Origin of the sequence: Streptomyces sp. NPDC091271 (genome assembly GCF_044757505.1) — a bacterium.
Taxonomy (GTDB): Bacteria; Actinomycetota; Actinomycetes; order Streptomycetales; family Streptomycetaceae; genus Streptomyces.
The window spans coordinates 157,509-177,670 of record NZ_JBIVVD010000009.1 but is presented as its reverse complement, the minus strand read 5'-3'; the positions used below and the strand labels follow the sequence as shown (position 1 = coordinate 177,670).

The 20,162-nt window shown below is 70.5% G+C and carries 22 protein-coding genes and 1 tRNA gene; 9 read left to right on the top strand and 14 right to left on the bottom strand.

Going from position 1 to position 20,162, the window contains the following annotated elements:
- The first annotated feature begins 145 nt into the window (after positions 1–145).
- Positions 146–775: a MerR family transcriptional regulator gene (locus ACIQM3_RS33105; protein WP_401631264.1), complete on the top strand. Its 630-nt coding sequence runs from the start codon at positions 146–148 to the stop codon at positions 773–775.
- 25 nt (positions 776–800) lie between these two features.
- Here the strand turns inward: ACIQM3_RS33105 and ACIQM3_RS33100 are convergent, their stop codons facing one another.
- Positions 801–1,616, bottom strand: a complete 816-nt coding sequence (locus ACIQM3_RS33100) for an exodeoxyribonuclease III (protein ID WP_401630934.1) — start codon at positions 1,614–1,616, stop codon at positions 801–803.
- A gap of 50 nt (positions 1,617–1,666) precedes the next feature.
- Here ACIQM3_RS33100 and ACIQM3_RS33095 point away from each other — a divergent pair, with 50 nt between their 5' ends.
- Positions 1,667–2,155, top strand: a complete 489-nt coding sequence (locus ACIQM3_RS33095) for a GNAT family N-acetyltransferase (RefSeq protein ID WP_401630932.1) — start codon at positions 1,667–1,669, stop codon at positions 2,153–2,155.
- Here the strand turns inward: ACIQM3_RS33095 and ACIQM3_RS33090 are convergent.
- The 8 genes from ACIQM3_RS33090 to galU form a co-directional block, all read right to left on the bottom strand.
- Complete coding sequence (locus ACIQM3_RS33090; RefSeq protein WP_401630930.1) at positions 2,152–2,937, bottom strand: SAM-dependent methyltransferase; 786 nt, start codon at positions 2,935–2,937, stop codon at positions 2,152–2,154. The two genes, ACIQM3_RS33095 and ACIQM3_RS33090, sit on opposite strands and share 4 nt — an antisense overlap.
- 240 nt (positions 2,938–3,177) lie before the next feature.
- A tRNA-Ala gene (locus ACIQM3_RS33085) sits at positions 3,178–3,251 on the bottom strand.
- Positions 3,252–3,338: 87 nt separating this feature from the next.
- Complete coding sequence (gene glpR, locus ACIQM3_RS33080; protein ID WP_401630928.1) at positions 3,339–4,490, bottom strand: gephyrin-like molybdotransferase receptor GlpR; 1,152 nt, start codon at positions 4,488–4,490, stop codon at positions 3,339–3,341.
- A 124-nt stretch (positions 4,491–4,614) separates the two neighbouring features.
- A complete protein-coding gene (locus tag ACIQM3_RS33075) occupies positions 4,615–5,244 on the bottom strand; it encodes a GNAT family N-acetyltransferase (RefSeq protein ID WP_401630926.1) in 630 nt (209 codons plus the stop codon).
- Positions 5,245–5,261: 17 nt separating this feature from the next.
- Complete coding sequence (locus tag ACIQM3_RS33070) at positions 5,262–5,786, bottom strand: molybdenum cofactor biosynthesis protein B (RefSeq protein ID WP_401630924.1); 525 nt, start codon at positions 5,784–5,786, stop codon at positions 5,262–5,264.
- Complete coding sequence (gene moaC / locus ACIQM3_RS33065; protein WP_362927882.1) at positions 5,783–6,283, bottom strand: cyclic pyranopterin monophosphate synthase MoaC; 501 nt, start codon at positions 6,281–6,283, stop codon at positions 5,783–5,785. The genes ACIQM3_RS33070 and moaC overlap by 4 nt, the downstream gene beginning before the upstream one ends.
- Positions 6,284–6,409: 126 nt before the next feature.
- Positions 6,410–7,720, bottom strand: a complete 1,311-nt coding sequence (gene glp, locus ACIQM3_RS33060) for a gephyrin-like molybdotransferase Glp (RefSeq protein WP_401630923.1) — start codon at positions 7,718–7,720, stop codon at positions 6,410–6,412.
- Positions 7,721–7,724: 4 nt separating this feature from the next.
- Complete coding sequence (gene galU, locus ACIQM3_RS33055) at positions 7,725–8,627, bottom strand: UTP--glucose-1-phosphate uridylyltransferase GalU (RefSeq protein ID WP_401630921.1); 903 nt, start codon at positions 8,625–8,627, stop codon at positions 7,725–7,727.
- A gap of 106 nt (positions 8,628–8,733) precedes the next feature.
- Between galU and ACIQM3_RS33050 the strand changes: the two genes are divergently transcribed.
- Positions 8,734–9,327, top strand: coding sequence for a 5-formyltetrahydrofolate cyclo-ligase (locus ACIQM3_RS33050; protein WP_401630919.1), 594 nt, complete (start codon positions 8,734–8,736; stop codon positions 9,325–9,327).
- Here ACIQM3_RS33050 and ACIQM3_RS33045 read toward each other — a convergent pair.
- A complete protein-coding gene (locus ACIQM3_RS33045) occupies positions 9,324–12,068 on the bottom strand; it encodes a penicillin acylase family protein (RefSeq protein ID WP_401630917.1) in 2,745 nt (914 codons plus the stop codon). The two genes, ACIQM3_RS33050 and ACIQM3_RS33045, sit on opposite strands and share 4 nt — an antisense overlap.
- Before the next feature lie 220 nt (positions 12,069–12,288).
- Between ACIQM3_RS33045 and ACIQM3_RS33040 the strand changes: the two genes are divergently transcribed.
- The 6 genes from ACIQM3_RS33040 (at position 12,289) to ACIQM3_RS33015 (ending at position 18,172) form a co-directional block, all read left to right on the top strand.
- Positions 12,289–13,902 (top strand): potassium/proton antiporter, encoded by a 1,614-nt coding sequence (locus tag ACIQM3_RS33040; RefSeq protein WP_401631261.1) that lies wholly within the window; start codon positions 12,289–12,291, stop codon positions 13,900–13,902.
- A gap of 314 nt (positions 13,903–14,216) precedes the next feature.
- Entirely contained in the window at positions 14,217–15,497 is a 1,281-nt protein-coding gene (locus ACIQM3_RS33035) for an MFS transporter (protein ID WP_401630915.1), read from the top strand.
- Between the two features lie 66 nt (positions 15,498–15,563).
- Entirely contained in the window at positions 15,564–15,914 is a 351-nt protein-coding gene (locus ACIQM3_RS33030) for an FmdB family zinc ribbon protein (RefSeq protein ID WP_401630914.1), read from the top strand.
- A gap of 87 nt (positions 15,915–16,001) precedes the next feature.
- Positions 16,002–16,850: an S-methyl-5'-thioadenosine phosphorylase gene (locus ACIQM3_RS33025; RefSeq protein ID WP_401630912.1), complete on the top strand. Its 849-nt coding sequence runs from the start codon at positions 16,002–16,004 to the stop codon at positions 16,848–16,850.
- Between the two features lie 180 nt (positions 16,851–17,030).
- Positions 17,031–17,591 (top strand): RcpC/CpaB family pilus assembly protein, encoded by a 561-nt coding sequence (locus ACIQM3_RS33020; RefSeq protein ID WP_401630910.1) that lies wholly within the window; start codon positions 17,031–17,033, stop codon positions 17,589–17,591.
- Between the two features lie 119 nt (positions 17,592–17,710).
- On the top strand, positions 17,711–18,172 hold the full coding sequence (locus ACIQM3_RS33015; RefSeq protein ID WP_401630908.1) for an MscL family protein: 462 nt from the start codon (positions 17,711–17,713) through the stop codon (positions 18,170–18,172).
- A 41-nt stretch (positions 18,173–18,213) separates the two neighbouring features.
- On the opposite strand, the gene ACIQM3_RS33010 is transcribed toward ACIQM3_RS33015, so the two are convergent.
- The 4 genes from ACIQM3_RS33010 to ACIQM3_RS32995 are packed head-to-tail and all read right to left on the bottom strand — an operon-like array spanning position 18,214 to position 20,158.
- Complete coding sequence (locus ACIQM3_RS33010; protein WP_401630906.1) at positions 18,214–18,441, bottom strand: hypothetical protein; 228 nt, start codon at positions 18,439–18,441, stop codon at positions 18,214–18,216.
- Between the two features lie 21 nt (positions 18,442–18,462).
- Positions 18,463–18,867, bottom strand: a complete 405-nt coding sequence (locus ACIQM3_RS33005) for a hypothetical protein (RefSeq protein ID WP_401630904.1) — start codon at positions 18,865–18,867, stop codon at positions 18,463–18,465.
- Positions 18,864–19,559: a ubiquinol-cytochrome c reductase iron-sulfur subunit gene (locus ACIQM3_RS33000; protein WP_401630903.1), complete on the bottom strand. Its 696-nt coding sequence runs from the start codon at positions 19,557–19,559 to the stop codon at positions 18,864–18,866. The genes ACIQM3_RS33005 and ACIQM3_RS33000 overlap by 4 nt, the downstream gene beginning before the upstream one ends.
- Entirely contained in the window at positions 19,556–20,158 is a 603-nt protein-coding gene (locus tag ACIQM3_RS32995; protein ID WP_104786667.1) for a 4Fe-4S dicluster domain-containing protein, read from the bottom strand. The genes ACIQM3_RS33000 and ACIQM3_RS32995 overlap by 4 nt, the downstream gene beginning before the upstream one ends.
- Between the last annotated feature and the right edge of the window lie 4 nt (positions 20,159–20,162).

The following is a 20,162-nucleotide window of genomic DNA, read 5'->3' as shown; positions in this document are numbered from 1 at the left end:
ACACGACTCTGCCAGCAATCACTGGCATTGTTGGGAGAGTAGGGCAGTGCCGTACCGATGGGTAGGGGTAGGACCGAGGAAAGTTACCGGCGGTACAACATAGGGTGCGGGTGTGGCTGAAGGACGCGAGCACCGTGAGTACCGCATGGAGGAGCTGGCCGAGGAGGCCGGCATCACCGTGCGCACCCTGCGCTTCTACCGGGAGCGCGGCCTGATCCAGCCACCTCGCCGCGAAGGCCGCATCGCCTGGTACGACGACCACCACCTGGCCCGGCTGCGCACCGTCACCGGCCTGCTGGAGCGGGGCCACACCCTGAACGGCATCGCCGACCTCGCCAGCACCTTCGACAGCGGCCGCGACGTCGCCGAGGTGCTGGGCCTGGGCGAACCGACCGAGGAGACCCCGGTCCGGCTCACGCCCGAGCAGCTCGCCGACTACTTCCAGGACCAGGCCACGGCGGAGAACCTCGCCGCCGCCATGGAGCTGGGCTATCTCGGCATCGACGGCGACGAGATCGTCCACATCAGCCGCCGGCTGCTGGAGGCGTCCTCCGAACTGGTGCGGGCCGGGGTCCCGCTCGATGCCGTACTCACCGCCGGTCGCCAGGTCCGTGAGCACGCCGACGCCCTCGCCGACCTCTTCGTACGCGTCCTGCGCACCCACACCGCACAGACCGAGCCCGAGCAACTGCGCACGCTCGCCCAGGCGGTGGTGGACGCCGAGCTGTCGATGGCCCTGGACCGGCGGCTGCGCGAGGACGATCAGAACCCGTAGGCGGCCGTCACCGGCGCGTGGCCGGTCAGCGCTCGTAGGTGACCGTCACCGGCGCGTGGTCGCTCCACCGCTCGCCGTGCGTCTCGGCGCGCTCCACCCACGCCTTCACCGCGCGCCCGGCAAGACCGGGGGTCGCCACGTGGTAGTCGATGCGCCACCCGGCGTCGTTGTCGAACGCCCTTCCTCGATAGGACCACCAGGAGTAGGGCCCCTCCTCCTCCGGGTGCAGCGCGCGGACCACATCGACGTACGCGGCCTCGTCGAACACCCGGGTCAGCCACTCCCGCTCCTCGGGGAGGAAGCCGGAGCTCTTCCTGTTGGCCTTCCAGTTCTTGAGGTCGGCCTCGCGGTGGGCGATGTTCCAGTCGCCGCACACGACCACCTCGCGCCCCTCCGCCGCCGCCCGCACCTTCAGGCCCTGGAGATAGGGGAGGAAAGCCGCCATGAAGCGCTCCTTCTCCTCCTGCCTCTCCGTGCCGACCTCACCGGACGGCAGATAGAGGCTGGCGACCGTCACACCCGGCAGGTCCACCTCGACATAGCGGCCGGAGGTGTCGAATTCCTCACACCCCGGCACGTCGAACCGGCCGAACCCGATCTGGACGCGCTCCGGCGCGTGCCGGGTGTAGACGGCGACCCCCGCACGCCCCTTGGCCGCAGCCGGGGCGAACACGACGTGCCAACCCTCGGGCTCACGCACCTCTTCGGGGAGCTGCTGCGCCTCGGCGCGGACTTCCTGAAGGCAGATCACATCGGCCTCGGTCTGCCCCAGCCACTCGACGAAGCCCTTCTTCGCGGCGGCACGGAGCCCGTTCACGTTCACGGTGGTAACAGTCAGCATCCAGGTACAGTACCTACACATAGCGACTGCATACATGTACTATGGCGCGCATGAATATCCACCCTCGGCCCTTCGACCACCCCGACGCCGTGAAACTCAACGACCAGGTGCAGCTCGAATACGCCGAGCGCTACGGCGACGAGGGCGACATCACACCGCTCGACGCCACCATGTTCGATCCGCCTCGCGGACTGTATCTGCTCGCCTACGACGAGCAGAACCGTCCTGTGGCCACCGGCGGCTGGCGCGGCCAGGAGCAGAACGACGAGGGCTACTCCGACGGCGACGCCGAGATCAAGCGGATGTTCGTCATCCCCGAGGGCCGCGGCCGGGGTCTCGCCCGCCGTATCCTCGCCGCCCTGGAGGAAGACGCCCGTGCGGCCGGCCGCACGCGCATGGTCCTGGAGACCGGCGACCAGCAGCCCGAGGCCATCGCGCTGTACACCTCCAGCGGCTACACGCCCTGCGAGAAGTTCGGGCACTACCGTACGTACGACAGCAGCATCTGCATGGCCAAGCCGCTGGGACAGCCCTCCTAGGGGACCCGCGCCACACCCACGTAGAACCCGCTCCGCTCGTACGCCGGCGCGGGCTCCTCCTGGTACCACTCGGGAGCCGTGACCAGCCCCGGCTCGACGAGCTCCAGCCCCTCGAAGAACGGCTCGACCTCCGCGCGTGAACGCATGCGCAGCGCGATCGCACCCTTCCTGTACGCGGACTCCGTCTCCTGCTTGAGCTCAGGATGCTGATCGGCGGTCCCGTGCGACAGCACGAGGAAGCTCCCCGGAGGCAGCGCCCCGACCAGCGTGCGGGTGATGCCGTACGGATCCTGCTCGTCGGGCAGGAAGTGCATCAGCGCGATGAGGGACAGCGCGACGGGTTTCCCGAAGTCGAGTGACCGCGCCGCCTGTTCGAGAATCGCCTCCGGCTGCCGCACATCCCCGTGGATGTAGTCGGTCGCGCCGTCGGGGTGGCTCACCAGCAGCGCTTCCGCGTGACGCAGCACGATGGGGTCGTTGTCCGCGTAGACGACCCTGGCACCCGGGGTGACGGCCTGGACGATCTGATGGAGGTTGGGCGAGGTGGGGATGCCGGTCCCGATGTCCAGGAACTGACCGACACCCTGCTCGGCCAGCCAGGCGGAGGCCCGGCGCATGAAAGCCCGGTTACGCGCCGCGTTCGCCCGCGCCTCGGCGGGCAGCTTCTCCGCGACCTCCTGATCGACCGGGTAGTTGTCCTTCCCGCCGAGCAGCCAGTCGTAGACCCGTGCCGGGTGCGGCTTGCTGGTGTCGATGCGGGAGCTGGGTATACCGGCTGTCACAGTGCGCCCTCCTACGGAACCACGAACAGGCACCCCCGCCACCTGACCCGCGCAGCCCTCAACAGCGGTCACCGGAAGGGCGGGTGAGCGAGGAAGGCCCAGGTTACCGGGTGGTCGGCCGGGCGGGCGCCGGGCCGGGGGGCACCGGCTCGCCGCTCTCCGGGGGACCTCGAGAAACACCACCGGAAAACGACGAGATCCCGCCCGATCTTGCGATCGGACGGGATCTCGTGTGTGCGGTGGACCTGTGGGGATTTGAACCCCAGACCCCCTCGATGCGAACGAGGTGCGCTACCAGACTGCGCCACAGGCCCTTGCAACGAGTGAAACTCTAGCACCCTCATCGGGGTGCTCGGAAATCCGTATCCCGGCAGGTCACCGAGCCGGGTTCCCCGCCGGGCTCACTCGTTGGCCGCGCGCGGCCGGTCCTCGTCGTCGTACTGGTCGAAGAGGGGCGTACGGCCGCGGTCACGGGTGCGCTTCGCCGGGTTGCCGCGGCGGCGGGGGGCCGGTTCGGCGTCGGGCGTGGCGGTCTCCTGCGTGCCCGTCCGGGTCGGCTCCGCCGGGCTGGAGCGGGCGGCGCTCCAGGTCTCCGGGTCGCCGACCTCGACCCCTCCCGTGGCGCGCGGGGCGACCGGGGCGGTGACGTAGGTCGGCAGCGGGACCGGGACCGGCTCCCAGCTGTCACCCTGGGCCGGACCGCGTTCGCGCTGCTGGTCGACCCACTCGGCGTGGTCCGTCTGCTCGACGAGGGCGCGGCGGCCCGCCTCCTGGGGGGACACCGTGGGGACGGGGACGGCCGCTTCGGGTTCCTCGTCGGCCTCGGCGGGAGCCGAGGACGCGGGCTGGTGCCTGCGGGGCCGGTTCTCGCGCAGCCGCTGCGCGGCCACCTCAGCCCGGCGCCGGTCCATGGTGAAGACGAACCGACGGCGCTCCTGGGCCCGCAGATGCACGATGTACGAGCTCAGCAGCACGGCCGGAACGGCCGGCGCCCACAGGAAGCGGAGTCCGCCCACCGCCGCGACGACCGCGCCGAGCGTGAACGCCATGAACAGGATCGTGGTGGTACGCCGACGGCGCGCCAGGACCTGCGAGCGCCGCCGGCGCTCGCGCTCGGTCTCGGCGCCGGAAGGCCGCCGCCCCTCCCGCCGGCCGGACTCCGGACGGGAGGCCCGGTCCTGCGGGCGCTCCTGGTCCGGCCTGCCGGGGGCCGGGAGGCGCAACCGCGCTTCCGTATGGGCCGGAGGCGCGGAAAAGGCCCGGACGTCGACGGACTCCAATCGGTCCGTGACGGCATCCGGGTCCACGTCGCCAGGCGCCTCCTCGGCATCCCGCTCCCGCAGCTCCTTGGCGTAACGGCGCTCCATGGCCGCCCGTCCGGACAGCAGCCGGATGGCGGTGCTGAAGCGTTCCGTCGGACGGGCTTCATTGAGCTCGTCCTGCCTGCGGAGCCACATCGGCACCAAGTAGGCGGCCCAAGCACCGACGATGACTGCGTAGATGAGGCCGCTGCTGCTCACTCTCACACCGTAGAGGGGTTTGCACGGCGGCATCCGCCAATTGGCCCGGTGTGTCGCACGATCCGGCTGATATGACGGACTTTTTTTTCGATTGTTCGGGTCAACAGTCGCCGAAAGTGAGGTTCATTACCGTCAGAGAGCGATCAAATTCGAACACTTATTTTATTTCTCCGGGTGTGCGCGGCGTTCCCGGAGTACCTGGCCGCATCCTGCGCCAACGCCGCAGCAGGCCGTCGGGCACTTCCTCGGCGGTGAGGGCGAAGATCAGATGATCCCGCCACGCACCGTCGATGTGCAGATATCGTGGACGTAGTCCTTCCGCACGGAATCCGAGTTTCTCCACGACCCTTCGGCTGGGGGCGTTCTCGGGCCGAATGCATACCTCGATCCGGTGCAGTCCGACCGTACGGAAACAGTGGTCGACGGCGAGAGCCACCGCGGTCGGCATCACACCGCGGCCCGCCACGGCCTGGTCGACCCAGTAGCCGACATGGCCCGAGCACATCGAGCCCCAGGTGATGCCCGCCACCGTCAACTGCCCGACGAGACGCCCCTCGTACTCGATGGCGAAGGGCAGCATCCGCCCGGCGTTCGCCTCGGCACGCAGGTGGCGGATCATCTGACGGTAGGTGGGGCGCTGGGCCACCGGGCCGCCCGGGGCGGGCGGCGGGACGGTCGCCTCCCAGGGGCGCAGCCAGTCGCGGTTACGGCGGTTGACCTCACGCCACATGCTCTGGTCACGCAGCTTTATCGGGCGGAGGGTGACGGCGCCGTCGGTCAGGATCACCGGCCAGGTCCGGACGTTCAGCTCGGGCTCCCCGGTCGGGGGTGATCGCCGCCGCGCAGCTGGTCGACGGCGTGCACCAGGAGCCTGCTCAGGACCGCGAGCCCGTCGCGTACGCCACCGGTCGAGCCCGGCAGGTTCACGACGAGTGTGCGGTCCGCGATGCCCGCGAGGCCGCGGGAGAGTGCGGCGGTGGGGACCTTGTCGCGTCCCTCGGCCCGGATCGCCTCGGCGATGCCCGGGATCTCACGGTCCAGGACGCGGCGGGTGGCCTCGGGCGTGCGGTCGGTGGGCGAGATGCCCGTACCGCCGGTGGTGACGATCACGTCGTAGCCCGCGGCCGCTCCCGCGCGAAGGGCCGCTTCCACCGGATCTCCGTCGGGCACCACCTGGGGGCCGTCGACGGCGAACCCGAGACCGGTGAGGGCCTCGGCGATGAGAGGGCCGCCCTTGTCGGCGTAGACACCGGCGGAGGCGCGGTTGGAGGCGGTGACGACGAGGGCGCGGTATCCGCCGGTGGCAGGGGTGCTGCCGGGCGCGGTCATACGTCCGCCCCCTCCGGCGCGGGGCGCCGGTAGTCGCCGGACTTGCCGCCCGATTTCGCCTCGACCCGGACGTCCGTGATCACCGCGCTCTTGTCGACCGCCTTGATCATGTCGATCACCGTGAGCGCGGCGACCGACACGGCGGTCAGGGCCTCCATCTCGACGCCCGTGCGGTCCGTGGTCTTCACGGTGGCCAGGATCTCCACCGCGTCGTCGGCGACGCTCAGGTCGACCTTCACGCCGGAGACGGCGAGCGGGTGGCAGAGCGGGATCAGGTCCGGGGTGCGCTTGGCCCCCATGATCCCTGCGATGCGCGCGGTGGCGAGCGCGTCGCCCTTGGGGACGCCTTCGCCCCTGAGGAGTTCGACGACACGCGGTGACACGAGGACCCGGCCGCTCGCCCGGGCGACACGCGCGGTGACGTCCTTCTCCGACACGTCGACCATGCGGGCGGCGCCCGCCTCGTCGATGTGCGTCAGCCTGTTCTGCGTACTCAACTCACTCCGCCTAGCGGTAGGGCGCCGGTTGCCCGCCCGTCCCGCACCGTGGCGCGGACCGAGGGGACCGGGGGGCTTCCCCCGGTAAGGCACAGCGCCAGATACCGTACCGCCACCGCGCCGAAGTCAGCGGAGGAGGATCACCTCGGCCTCCGTGCCGGGCTCGGCGGAGGTGACGTCCTCGGGCAGCACGATCAGCGCGTCCGCCTGGGCGAGGGCGGCGATCAGATGCGATCCGGGCCCCCCGACCGGAGTCACGGTGCCCGCCTCGGCGTCGTAGGTCCCGCGCAGGAACTGGCGCTTGCCGGACGGCGAGGCGAGCGCCTCGTCGGTCCTGAGCGTGGCCCGCACCTTCGGGCGGTGGACGTCGTCGAGGCCCATCAGCGTCAGGATCGCCGGCCGGACGAACAGCTCGAAGGAGACGTACGAGGAGACCGGGTTGCCGGGCAGCGCCAGCAGCGGCGTGTGGTCGGGGCCGATCGAGCCGAAGCCCTGCGGCTTGCCCGGCTGCATGGCGAGCTTGCGGAAGTCGATGCCCCCGCCGGGCTCGTCCTCGTCGCCCACGGAGGACAGGGCCTCCTTGACCACGTCGTACGCTCCGACGCTCACCCCGCCCGTGGTGACGACGATGTCGGCGCGGATCAACTGGTCCTCGATCGTGGCCCGCAGCGTCTCGGCGTCGTCCGCGACCGCCGGCACGCGGTAGGCGATGGCGCCCGCGTCCCGGGCCGCGGCGGTCAGCGCGAAGCTGTTGGAGTCGTAGATCCGGCCGCCGGTCAGCTCCTCGCCCGGCTGCGCCAGCTCGCTGCCGGTGGACAGCACGACGACACGCGGACGGGGCCGCACCCGCACCGTCGAGCGGCCGATCGCGGCGAGCAGCCCGATCTGCGGCGGCCCTACGACCGAACCCGCGCGCAGTGCCAGGTCACCCGGCTGTACGTCGCTGCCCTTGGCCCGGACGTGGGCGCGCGGCTTGACGGGGCGGTGGACGCGGACCTCACCGCTAGCCCCCTCCGGGGCGTCGCTGTGGGCGCGCATGGCGGAGGCAGGGCCACCGCCCGTGCCACCGTCGGTCCACTCGACCGGGACGACCGCCTCGGCGCCCGCGGGCAGCGGAGCGCCGGTCATGATGCGGGCGGCCTCGCCGGGGCCGACGGACCGGCCGTCGGCCAGACCGCCGTCGCCCGCGGCCACGTCGCCGATGACGGTGAGGACGGCGGGGAACTCCTCGCTGGCGCCCTCGACATCGGAGATCCGGACGGCGTACCCGTCCATCGAGCTGTTGTCGAAGGGAGGCAGGGCGACCTCCACCACGACGTCCTCGACCAGGACGCAGCCCTGGGCGTCCGGCAGTTGCAGCTCGATGGGTTCGAGCGGCTTCACCGCGGCGAGGATGTCGTCCAGGTGCTCGTCCACCGACCAGATCGTGCTGCTCAAGCTGTTACAACTCCTCGTCGACGTAACTGCGCAGCCAGGACCGGAAGTCCGGGCCCAGGTCTTCACGTTCGCACGCGAGTCTGACAATGGCACGCAGATAGTCACCGCGGTCACCGGTGTCGTAGCGGCGGCCCTTGAAGACGACACCGTGCACCGGGCCGCCGGTCTTCTCGTCCTCGGCCAGCAGCTGAAGGGCGTCGGTGAGCTGGATCTCGCCGCCTCGGCCGGGCTCGGTCCGGCGCAGTATGTCGAAGACCGCGGGGTCCAGGACGTAGCGGCCGATGACGGCGAGGTTGCTGGGCGCCTCGGCCGGGTCGGGCTTCTCCACGAGCCCGGTGACCCGGACGACGTCGCTGTCGTTGGTCACCTCGGTGGCGGCGCAGCCGTACATGTGGATCTGCGACGGGTCGACCTCCATCAGGGCGACGACACTGCCGCCCTCGCGCTCCTGGATCTCGACCATCCTGGCGAGAAGAGGGTCGCGCGGGTCGATGAGGTCGTCACCGAGGAGGACGGCGAACGGCTGGTCGCCGACGTGAGGGGCGGCGCAGAGGACGGCGTGGCCGAGGCCGCGCGGGTCGCCCTGGCGCACGTAGTGCATGGTGGCCAGGTCGCTGGACTCCTGGACCTTGGAGAGGCGTTCGGCGTCCCCCTTGCGGGTCAGCGCGGACTCCAGCTCGTAGTTCCGGTCGAAGTGGTCCTCCAGGGGACGCTTGTTGCGACCGGTGATCATCAGTACGTCGGAGAGGCCTGCGGCGACAGCCTCCTCGACGACATACTGGATGGCGGGCTTGTCGACGACAGGCAGCATCTCTTTGGGAGTGGCCTTGGTGGCCGGCAGGAACCGGGTGCCGAGACCTGCAGCTGGGATGACAGCTTTGCTGATCCTGGGGTGCGACTGAGTCATGCGCTGAACTCTAACCGGTGCGTATGGGCGGAAGATGAGCCTCCGGTTAACTTCGTTCTCATACATCCACATAAAAGAACTATGTGAGCACCCGTTGAACTATGACATGTCCCGAAAGACAACACTGCGGCGCGAAATTCTCGCCGCACGGAGGCACCTCACCTCGGAAGACGTCAGAAGAACCGCCGCGGTTCTCGCCTCGGCCGCCGCGGATCTCCCCGAACTGACCGGCGCCCGGACCGTCGCGGCCTATGTGTCCGTGGGGCGCGAACCGGGAACGCACGCTCTCCTGGACGCCCTGCGGGCGCGGGGCGTACGCGTACTGCTCCCGGTCCTCATGGCGGACAACGATCTCGACTGGGCCGTGTTCGAAGGAGCGGAGCACCTCGTGCCCGTCGGCCGGGGGCTGCTGGAGCCGGACGGCGAGCGCCTCGGGCCGCGGGCGGTCCTGGACGCTGAAGCGGTCCTGCTGCCCGGCCTGGCCGTGGACGGGCGCGGGATGCGGCTGGGCCGCGGCGGGGGCAGCTACGACCGGGTGCTGGCCCGGCTCGCGTCGGCCGGGGCGCACCCTGCCCTGGTCGTCCTGCTGTACGACGACGAGGTGGTCGCGCGGGTTCCTGATGAACCGCACGACCACCCCGTGGATGCCGTGGTCACGCCCACCGGAGCGCGGCGCTTCCCGCTCCGGGACCGGACCTAGGGTTTCTTGAGCGTCAGGCTGTCGACGGTGGACTGCTTCACGGCGTCCGCCCCGAAGGACCAGTCGAGCAGTTCGCCCTCGACCCACTTGTCGGTCTGATCGGTGTAGTGCGCGCTGAACGCGTGCCCCGAGGATCCGGTGAGGTTGATCCACCGGGACTTGTCCCAGTCGCCGACGTTGACGACCATCCGCATCGACGGGACCCAGATGACCTCGTAGCCACCCGCCGCGTTCCAGCCGGTCGCGTCGACCGCCGCCTCGCCGCCGCCGAGGTCCCAGGGACCCCGGTTGAGCGCCCGCTGCAGGAGGTCGGGTCCCTCCTTGCCGAGCGTCTGGTTGCGCAGGGTCAGCTGGTGCAGCCTGCCCCAGCTCCAGGTGGACATGTCCTTGCCGAGCTCGGCGGTCAGCTCCCAGCGCGCGTCCTCCATGGCACGGGCGAAGAGCTCGTCACGGCTGTCGACGGCCTCCTCGCGGCCCTTGGCCGGGACCTTCCACCACGCGTTGTCCTGGTCGTCCAGGATGCTCTCGACCACCTCGTACCAGCGGTCGCCGCCGTCCGGCTGCGCCGCGTCCGGGGCACGCTGACCGCATTCGCGTACGAGCTTGTCCTGCTCGTCCACGGGCCCGGTGCCGGGGACCGGCTTCACATAGACGCAGTCGCCCTCGGCCCGCATCTCCTTGGGGAGCTTGTCGCCGAACGCCAGCTTCAGGATGTTGCGCCAGACGCCGTTGAAGTACGCGGCGGCGGCCGAGTCGGACTCCTGGGTGTAGTCCCAGCCCTCCAGCAGCTTCTGCGCCTCGCGGACGCTCTTGTCCTTGATGCCGATCTTCTTCAGCTCCGGCACCAGCTTCGCGGCGATCGCGCTCTGGTTGTCCATCTGCATCGTCTGCATGTCGTCGGTCGAGATCTTCTCGCCGCCGTCGATCTTCTTCTGGATCAGGTCGTTGATCCGCTGGCTGCGGGTGCCGTAGCCCCAGTCCTTGGTGAGCATGTGCTCGTAGTCGTCACCGATGACCGCCTGGTTCGCGGTGACGATGTAGCCGCGGTCCGGGTCGTACTCGTACGGCAGTTCGTCGAACGGGATGGGGTCCTTCTCCCAGCCGTAGGCGGCGGACCAGCCGGGGCTCGGTGTCGTGCCGTCACCCTTGAGGCGGACCGGGATCCTGCCGGGCGCCTGGTAGCCGATGTGCCCCTCGGTGTCCGCGTAGATGAGGTTCTGCGACGGCACCTCGAAGTGCGCGGCCGCCTTGCGGAAACTCGTGAAGTCCTTGGCCCGGTTGAGCTCGAAGACCGCGTCCATGGACTTCCCCGGTTCCAGCGCCGTCCACTTCAGGGAGACCCCGTACCCGTCGCCCCGGTCCGGCGCCGAGGTGGTGACGGGAGCCTTCTTGCCGACCTTCTCCAGCTCACCGCTGCGGTCGGAGACCAGCGGACCGTTGTTGGTCTCGCGGACGGTGATCGTCCTGCTCTTGCCGCCCGCGACCTTGATGGTCTCCTTGCGGGTGATGAAGGGCTCGGTCTTTCCGTCGTACTGGTAGCCGTCGGCCGAGACCTTCTCCAGGAAGAGGTCGGTGACGTCCGCGCCGAGGTTGGTGAAGCCCCAGGCGATGTCCTGGTTGTGGCCGATGACCACACCGGGCATCCCGGAGAACGTGTAGCCGGCGGTGTCGTACTGGCACGACTCCGAGAGCTGACGGCAGTGCAGCCCCATCTGGTACCAGAGCGAGGGCAGCTGCGGCGCCAGGTGCGGGTCGTTGGCCAGCAGCGGCTTGTCCGTCGTCGTGTACTCGCCGGAGACGACCCAGGAGTTCGATCCGATGCCGTTGCCGTTGGGGCCGAGCAGCGCCGGGATCTCGTCGAGGCTCTCGGAGAGCGCGGAGAGCTGGGTGTTCAGGCCCTCGGTCGCGCCCTCGACGGTCTGCGACCCGATCTCTCCCGTCGGCTCGGCCTCGGGGTCGTACTTACCGGTGGCCGGGGAGACCGCGCCCTGCTCGACGATCGGCTTGTTCTTCTCGTACGGGTAGTCCGGGTAGAGGTCCTTGATCTGCTTCGCGCTGAGCCTGCTGGTCATCAGCGAGCGGTCGATCTCGTCCTGCATGTTCCCGCGCAGGTCCCAGGCCATCGCCTTCAGCCAGGCGATCGAGTCGACCGGGGTCCACTCGGTGGGCTTGTAGTCGTTGGTCAGGCCGAGGGCCGCGTACTCGACGGAGATGTCCTTGCCGTCCTTGCCGTCCAGATACGCGTTCACCCCCTCCGCGTACGCCTGGAGGTTCTTCTTGGTGTCCTCGTCCAGGACCTCGTCGTACTCCTTCTGCGCGACCTTGCGCCAGCCCAGCGTGCGCAGGAAGGAGTCGGTCCCGACCTGGCCGGAGCCGAACATCTCGGAGAGCCGGCCCGAGGTCATGTGACGGCGTACGTCCATTTCCCAGAAGCGGTCCTGGGCCTGGACGAAGCCCTGGGCGCGGAACAGGTCGCTGTCGGTGTCCGCGTAGATCTGCGGGATCCCGTAGTCGTCGCGCTTGACGTCGACGTCACCTGACAGACCCTTGAGTTCGAGCGAACCGGTGGTCTGCGGGTACGAGGCCCGGACCGTGGAAACGGACCAGTACGCGCCGTATCCGACACCCGCGACAAGCGCCAGCACCAGGACGATCACGATCAGGCGGGCGCGTCGCCCCTTCTTCCTGCCTGTCGTCTTCGCATCGGAAGACCCGGAAGGGGCGGTTGTGTTGGCGGGCATCGCTGTCCTTCGAGGGGCAGGGTGGTCCTGGGAGTGCAGGAGCAACCATAGGCGCCCCGCCGAAGCCACTCGGACGCGGTATGGGGATGCATCCATTTGCGCACCGGTTCGCACGAACACTCGAAGGCGTCAAGAAAACGTTAAAGATTAGGTAAGGTAACGAAGTACTGGCCGCCGGAGGACGATCCGGAAGGCGTACGCACCAGGGAAGGAACGGACCCTGACTGTCCACGCGCTCAACGAACTTCTGCTCGTCTGCTCACTCGTCCTGCTGGTCGCCGTCGCGGCCGTACGCATCTCGTCCCGCAGCGGGCTCCCAAGCCTGCTCCTGTACCTCGGCATCGGCATCGCCATGGGGCAGGACGGCATCTTCGACGTCAAGTTCGACAACGCCGAGCTGACCCAGGTGATCGGCTACGCCGCCCTGGTCGTCATCCTGGCCGAGGGCGGCCTGGGCACGAAGTGGAAAGAAGTGAAACCCGCGCTGCCGGCGGCAGCCATGCTGTCGATCATCGGCGTGGGCATCAGCGTGGGCGTCACCGCGAGCGCGGCGCACTATCTCGTCGGCCTCGACTGGCGGCAGGCCCTGATCATCGGAGCCGTCGTCTCCTCGACCGACGCCGCGGCCGTCTTCTCCGTCCTGCGCAAGGTCCCGCTGCCCTCCCGCATCACCGGTGTCCTGGAGGCCGAATCCGGCTTCAACGACGCTCCCGTGGTGATCCTCGTGGTGGCGTTCTCCGCCGTCGGCCCCGTGGAGCACTGGTACGTGCTGGTCGGTGAGATAGCCCTGGAGCTCCTCATCGGTGCCGCGATCGGCCTCGCGGTGGGCTGGCTGGGCTCCTTCGGGATCCGCCATGTGGCACTGCCCGCGTCCGGGCTCTACCCGATCGCCGTGATGGCCATCGCGGTGTCGGCGTACGCGGCGGGCGCCATGGCCCACGGCAGTGGCTTCCTGGCCGTCTACCTCGCCGCGATGGTCCTCGGCAACTCCAAGCTCCCGCACTGGCCGGCGACCCGGGGTTTCGCCGACGGGCTCGGCTGGCTGGCGCAGATCGGCATGTTCGTCCTGCTCGGCCTGCTGGTCACCCCGCACGACCTGATCGACGACTTCTGGCCCGCCGTGGTCGTGGGGCTGGTACTCACCGCCGTCGCCCGGCCGTTGTCCGTGTTCATCAGCCTGGCGCCGTTCCGGCTGCCACGGCGCGAGAAGGCGCTGATGTCCTGGGCGGGCCTGCGTGGCGCCGTCCCCATCATCCTGGCGACCATCCCCATGGTGTCCGGGATCGAGGGGAGCACCCGGGTCTTCAACATCGTCTTCGTACTCGTCATCGTCTACACGCTGATCCAGGGACCGACCCTGCCCTGGCTGGCGAAGACCCTGAAGATCTCCGACGACCCCTCCGAGACCGCCGATCTCGGCATCGAGTCGGCACCCCTGGAACGGTTGCGCGGCCATCTGCTGTCCGTCGCGGTCCCGGGCAAGTCCAAGATGCACGGCGTGGAGGTCGGGGAGCTGCGGCTGCCCGCCGGGGCCGCGGTCACCCTCGTCGTACGGGACGGCAAGAGCTTCGTCCCCGCGCCCTCGACCGTGCTGCGCCGCGGGGACGAGCTGCTGGTCGTCGCGACCGATCCGGTGCGCGACGCGGCGGAGGCCCGGCTGCGGGCGGTCGGACAGGGCGGCAAGCTGGCCGGCTGGCTGGGGACGGGCGGGGCTGACCGGGCCGACGAGGTCACGGTGGACATGCCGCACCTCGCGAAGCTGGCCCGGAGGCTGGGCAAGGGCGGCGAGAGTCGCCCGGCGGACAAGGCGGAGAGCAGCCGGGCCCCTCACTGACCGGAGAGGCGGCGAGGGGCTCCAGCTCACAATCGCAGGTGCACCGGGGCCAGGGCCTGTAACATGAAGGACCGGATCTTCTGATCCACACGATGTGAACGTGATCGACCAACCCTGATCGACCAACTCTGTCTGATGCAGAGCTGGCGCGACCGTATGGCGGTCGTGGCGTCCTTCGCCTCTGGAGCGAGCGCCCGGCATCTACCGCAGTCCCGCGCGAAGAGGACAGCTCTCGGCAGTTCCCGCACGCTCCCCGCACCCCGTGCGAGGCGTTCCCGGGGACACGGCCACCAGGCGGCAGAAAGGCATGGACCGTGGCGTCCACGGTCTCCGACCGCCCCGGTTACGGGCAGTTGCTGCGCACCCCGGGTGCGTGGACCTTCCTCCTTCCGGGCTTCGCAGCCCGGCAGCCCTTCGCGATGCTGACCATCGGGATCGTGCTCCTGGTTCAGCACACCACCGGCTCGTACGGCAGTGCGGGCGCCGTGGCCGCCGCCTCCGGCGTCTCCATGGCGCTGTTCGCGCCGCAGAGCGGCAGGCTCGCCGACCGCTTCGGCCAGCGGGCGGTGCTCCTGCCCGGCGTCCTGATGCACGCCGTCTCCGTCGGTGGCCTCACCGCACTCGCCCTGGCGGACGCGCCGCTGTGGGCGTTGTTCCTGGCGGCGGTGCCCACCGGAGCCTCCATCCCGCAGGTCGGGCCCATGGTGCGGGCGCGCTGGGCGGCCCGGCTCGGCGCCGCCCCGGGGCGTCCGGCCTCCCCGCTGATGGCCACGGCCGCCGCCTTCGAGTCCGTGACGGACGAGTTCACCTTCGTCGTCGGGCCCGTGCTCGCGACCGCGCTGTGCACCGGCGTGCACCCTGCGGCCGGACTGGTCGCGGAGGCGGCGCTGACACTGCTGGGCGGCATCCTGTTCGCCGCCCAGCGCTCCACCGAGCCCGCTCCCCGGGGCGCCGCCACGGCGGACGAACCGCACCGCTCGGCGCTCTCCGTACCCGGGGTGCGCGTCCTCGCGATCACCTTCCTGGGCATCGGCGCCGTGTTCGGCGGCATGCAGGTCTCCCTGACGGCGTTCTCCGAGGAGATCGGCCGTCCGGGCGTTAACGGGCTGCTGTACGGGATCTTCGCGGCCGGCAACATGCTGGCGGGTATCGCCTGCGGGGCCATCGCCTGGAAGAGCAGCCCGCGCCGTCGGCTGATCGTCGGCTACGTGGCCCTGACCCTGACCGCGTCCGGCCTCTGGGCCGTGCACTCCGTACCGCTGCTGGCGGGGCTCGGACTGCTGGTCGGACTGTGCATCGCGCCCGCGCTGATCAGCGGCTACACCCTGGTCGAAGCCCTGGTGCCCGCGTCCGCCAGGACCGAGGCCTTCACCTGGCTCACCGGCGCCGTGGCGCTTGGTCAGGCGGCGGCCGTCACGGTGGCCGGACAGCTCGCGGACGCCCATGGCGCGAGCACGGGTTTCGTGGTCCCGCTGGCCGGCACGGCGCTGGCCCTGGCGACCCTGCTGGCCCTGCGTTCACGGCTTGCGCCGAGGGCCGGAGGGCGGACGGTGGCACGTGGGATCGGTCACCGCGAGCCGGTCACGGTGGACTGATCGCTCGGAATAGGTCAGTATGGAGCGTCGTTAGCACTCATTGAGTGAGAGTGCCAGGAGGAGCAAGTGCCGACCTATCAGTACCAGTGCACCGAATGCGGCGAGGGCCTCGAAGCGGTGCAGAAGTTCACCGATGATGCCCTGACCGTGTGCCCGAACTGCGAGGGACGCCTCAAGAAGGTGTTCTCGGCCGTCGGCATCGTCTTCAAGGGATCCGGTTTCTACCGGAACGACAGCCGCGGCTCCTCGTCGAGCAGCACGCCGGCCACGTCGTCGTCCGCGAAGACATCCGATTCTTCCGCCGGGTCGGCCTCCGGGTCCTCCTCGGCGAAGTCGGACGCGAAGCCGGCCGCCTCGGCCGCGTCCTCGACCTCCTCCTCGGCTTCTTCCTCGCCGAGCGGTACGTCGGCCGCCTGAGGCACCCGCGCACCACACGTTCCACCCCGGACCCCGCTGATCGACTCGGCGGGGTCCCGGTCGTGCGCGCCCGGTTAGTGTGACCGCATGGTGAACGCAGAAACGGCTACAGCGGAAATCGGTGTCATCGGCGGATCGGGCTTCTACTCCTTCCTGGAGGACGTCACCGAGGTCCAGGTGGACACCCCGTACGGAGCGCCGAGCGACTCCCTCTTCCTGGGTGAAATCGCGGGACGCCGGGTGGCCTTCCTCCCCCGGCACGGCCGCGGCCACCACCTCCCGCCGCACCGGATCAACTACCGCGCCAACCTCTGGGCCCTGCGTTCCGTCGGCGTACGCCAGGTGCTCGGCCCGTGCGCGGTAGGCGGTCTGCGTCCGGAGTACGGCCCCGGCACCCTGCTCGTACCGGACCAGATGGTCGACCGTACGAAGGCCCGCACGCAGACGTTCTACGACGGTGAGCCGCGGGCCGACGGCACCCAGCCGAACGTGGTGCATCTCGGCTTCGCCGACCCGTACTGCCCCCAGGGCCGCAAGGCGGCCCTGGCCGCGGCACGCGGTCGCGACTGGGAGCCGGTGGACGGCGGAACCCTGGTCGTTGTCGAGGGCCCGCGCTTCTCGACCCGCGCCGAGTCGCGCTGGCACGCCGCGATGGGCTGGTCGGTCGTCGGGATGACGGGGCATCCGGAGGCGGTGCTCGCCCGCGAACTGAACCTCTGCTACACGACGCTGACGCTTGTGACGGACCTCGACGCGGGGGCCGAGGCCGGCGAGGGCGTCAACCACGCCGAGGTGCTCGAGGTGTTCGCGGCCAATGTGGACCGGCTGCGGTCGGTGCTCTTCGACGCGGTGGCCGCTCTGCCCGCGAACGAGGGCCGTGACTGCGTGTGCGCGCACGCACTGGACGGGATCGACACGGGGATCGAGCTGCCGTAGCCCGGCACGGTCACGGGCATCGGGCTCGCGCTCCGCCCGCTTCCGACTCGTACGGGTGGCCGGGTTGTCCACATCGTGGGGGCTGTCCACAGGGCCGGGCGGGATTTGCGCGGAGGGTGGATCGTGAGGGGGTCCGGCGGGATCTCCCGCGGACTCCCCTCACGACAGGTGGTGTTGGCCATGTTCCCGTCGGTGCCCGATACACGTCCCGCGCCTCCCGCACCGTGCGGGGTCCCGTCCTTCGGGCCCCTGCGCGTGCGGGGCGGCGGCGGGCGGCGTCTCCGGCGGGCGCTGCGGGGGCAGCGCCGGGCGCTGGCCGCGGGCTTCGCGCTGGCCTCCGCCGTGCTCGCCGCCTCAGGGCTGGGCGGGGAGAGAGGGGCGGTCGCCGTCGGCGGGGACGCGCCGCCGGGGCCCGACCGGCGGGCCGTACCTCTGGTGTCCGCTCCGGTGCGGATCGCCGACGCGGCGACGGTGGGGCTGCTGCGGCCGGGCGACCGCGTCGACGTGATCGCCACGGCCGACGGGGAGCCCGGGGCCGGAGTGGTGGCACGGGACGTGCGGGTGGCGGAGGTCCCACACGGTACGGGCGACGCGGAGGCGCCGTTCCCCGCGGCCGACGGCGGGGCGGGCATGGGACATGGCGCCCTGGTGGTCCTGTCCGTGGAGCGGGACACCGCGGCGGCTCTGGCAGGTGCCGGCGCGTCGGGTCGTCTCGCGGTGGCGGTGTCCCATGCCGAATAGGACTGGCATCGCGTCAACTCACCCGTGCGACGTACTCGATTGGACAGTGTGGTCTTCTGGCGCCTTATGTGGCGGGGCGGTTCGCTCCCCCTACTGCACGCACAGAGGAAGGCTCACCTGTGAGCGAGAAGAACGTCGGCCTCCTGGAGGGCTTCAAGGCCTTTCTGACGCGCGGCAATGTGATCGATCTCGCGGTCGCCGTCGTCATCGGTGCCGCCTTCACGAACGTGGTGAACGCTGTCGTGAAGGGCATCATCAATCCGGTGGTCGGTGCGTTCGGCACCCAGGACCTGGAGAAGTACACGTCCTGTCTCCAGGGCCCCTGTGCGGTGGATCCGGAGACCGGGAGGATGGACGGTATCGAGATCCTTTGGGGCTCGGTGCTCAGCGCCACCCTCAGCTTCCTGATCACCGGCGCCGTCGTCTATTTCCTGATGGTGCTGCCGATGGCGAAGTACCTCGCCAGGCGGGCCGCGTCCCAGGCCGCGAAGGAGGGCGTGCGGGAGACGCTGGAGGTCAGCGAGCTGGAAGTGCTGAAGGAGATCCGGGACGCGCTGGTCGCCCAGCGGGGCCAGGCCTGAGGTCGTCTCCGCACGGCCGGACCCCTGCCCGGCAGGCCGCGTCAGATGTGGTGGGGCGGCTTCTCGTCGAGGAAGCGGGCCAGGTCGGCCGCGCCGCCGCCGGACGGAGCCCGCTCACCCCACCCCTGGTCCGTGTCGTCCGCGGACTGCCGGTCCAGCGGATCGTCGAAGACCAGAGCCGACGGCTTGGGCCCGGACTCCTGCGGGGGCCGCTGCTGGGGCTGCGGCGGCTTCGACTCTCGCGGTCCGGGGGCGGGGGCGGTACTCATGCCTCCAGGGTACGGCCGGGCTCAGCGGTCCTTGGGATCGAGCAGCCACAGCCCCAGCACGACGAGGAACGACAGGCACAGAAAACCGGCGCCCCACCAGGCCGTGCCTGTGTCGCCCTCCATCCACACGTTGACGACCTCCGTCAGAGCCCAGAGCTGGCCGATGACGACGCCCATCGCCAGCACCAGCCTGGCCGTCAGCTTCGCGGAGCGCTCGGGTTCCTGCTCGGAGCCCGCTCCCGGTCCCGGACCGGTGTGACGGACCCGGGGGTCGGCATAGCCACTGGTGGGCCGGATCTGGGGGTAGCGCTCATGGAGGGGGCGGTTCAGCTCGGCCCGCTCGCTGCCGGGGTGATAGTCGGGATACCGCGTTCCGGCGGGGCTGGGCGGCCGCGGCGGCTCGATCGGGTCCAGAGGTTCCGTCATGACCGCATCCCCGTGGTGGCGGCGTCGGACGGAGCCGGCGCGGGTGGCGCCTCCGCGCCGCCTCCGGTGCCGGGGCAGCCGATCCGTGCGGCGAGATCGGGGCGGTCCTCGCCGAGCTGGCGGCACAGCCCTGCTTCGGCGCTCTCCCCGGAGCGGGTGGTCCCGACGGCCCAGATACTGCCGTCCTCCAGTTCGGTCAGCACCACCTTGGGCAGCCCGCGGGGCGGCGGGCCGGCCGTGACCGCGCCGGTGCGGGCGTCGAAGACTCCCTCGTGGCAGGGGCAGTAGAGCTCGCCGTCCGTACCCCGGTCCTTGCGCCAGAGCACGCCGCAGGCCAGATGGGTGCAGACGGCGGAGTAGCCGACCAGGGTGCCGTCGTCCATCCGCACGGCGACCGCCCGGTCCTCGTCGCCCGGGTAGCGGAAGGCGAGGGACTCTCCGGGCAGCAGCTGCGCGGCGATCCGCTTCGGGGACGGCGCCTTCCCGTCCTCCGTCTCGCCGTGCCGGTGGAGGATGCCTCCCGCCACGGCCAGACCGCCCACGGCGAGACCGCCGGACACGGTGGCGACGATCCGGAGGTAGTCGCGGCGGGTGGTCAGCGAGTCGGCGGCGATCCGGTCGTGCAGGGCTTCACGGGGGTCGCTCCCGGAGCCGTGGTCGGGGCCCGGCTGCTGCTGTTCGGTGACGCTCATCGGCGGACGTCCTTCCCGTTGATCTCGACGACGGGGAGTCCGCCGGGTACCGGCCACTGGACCCGCTCCGCGGGCACGACCATGGCCACGCCGGTGCGGACCTCGCTCTCGCCGAAGACGAACGTGTCGGCGACCTGCACACCGGGGCGCTCCGCCTGGAGCTCTTCGACGGTGCCGTAGTAGAGGGCACCGGTGGGGCAGACGGTGGCGCACATGGGGGCGAGTCCGTAGGCGGTGCGGTCGTAACAGAGGTTGCACTTCATCTGCAGCTTGGCCTGGAGGTCGATCTTCGGAACACCGAAGGGGCAGGCGTTGACGCAGTTGGCGCAGCCGATGCAGCGGGTGGTGTCGGCCTGCTGCACGACACCGTCCGCGGTGACCAGGATCGCGTCGGCCGGGCAGACCTCGGCGCAGGGGGCCACCGGGTCCTCGCAGTGCATGCAGACCGTGGGGAGGGAGGCGACGGATGAGCCCTCGTCGGTGTAGTCGAGGTGGATCATCGACTTGCCTCGGTGCGAGTCGCATTCCCGGCAGGCGGAGACACAGGCCTGACAGCCGATGCAGCGCCCCGGGTCGATGAACATCGTTCTGCCCATCATCCGG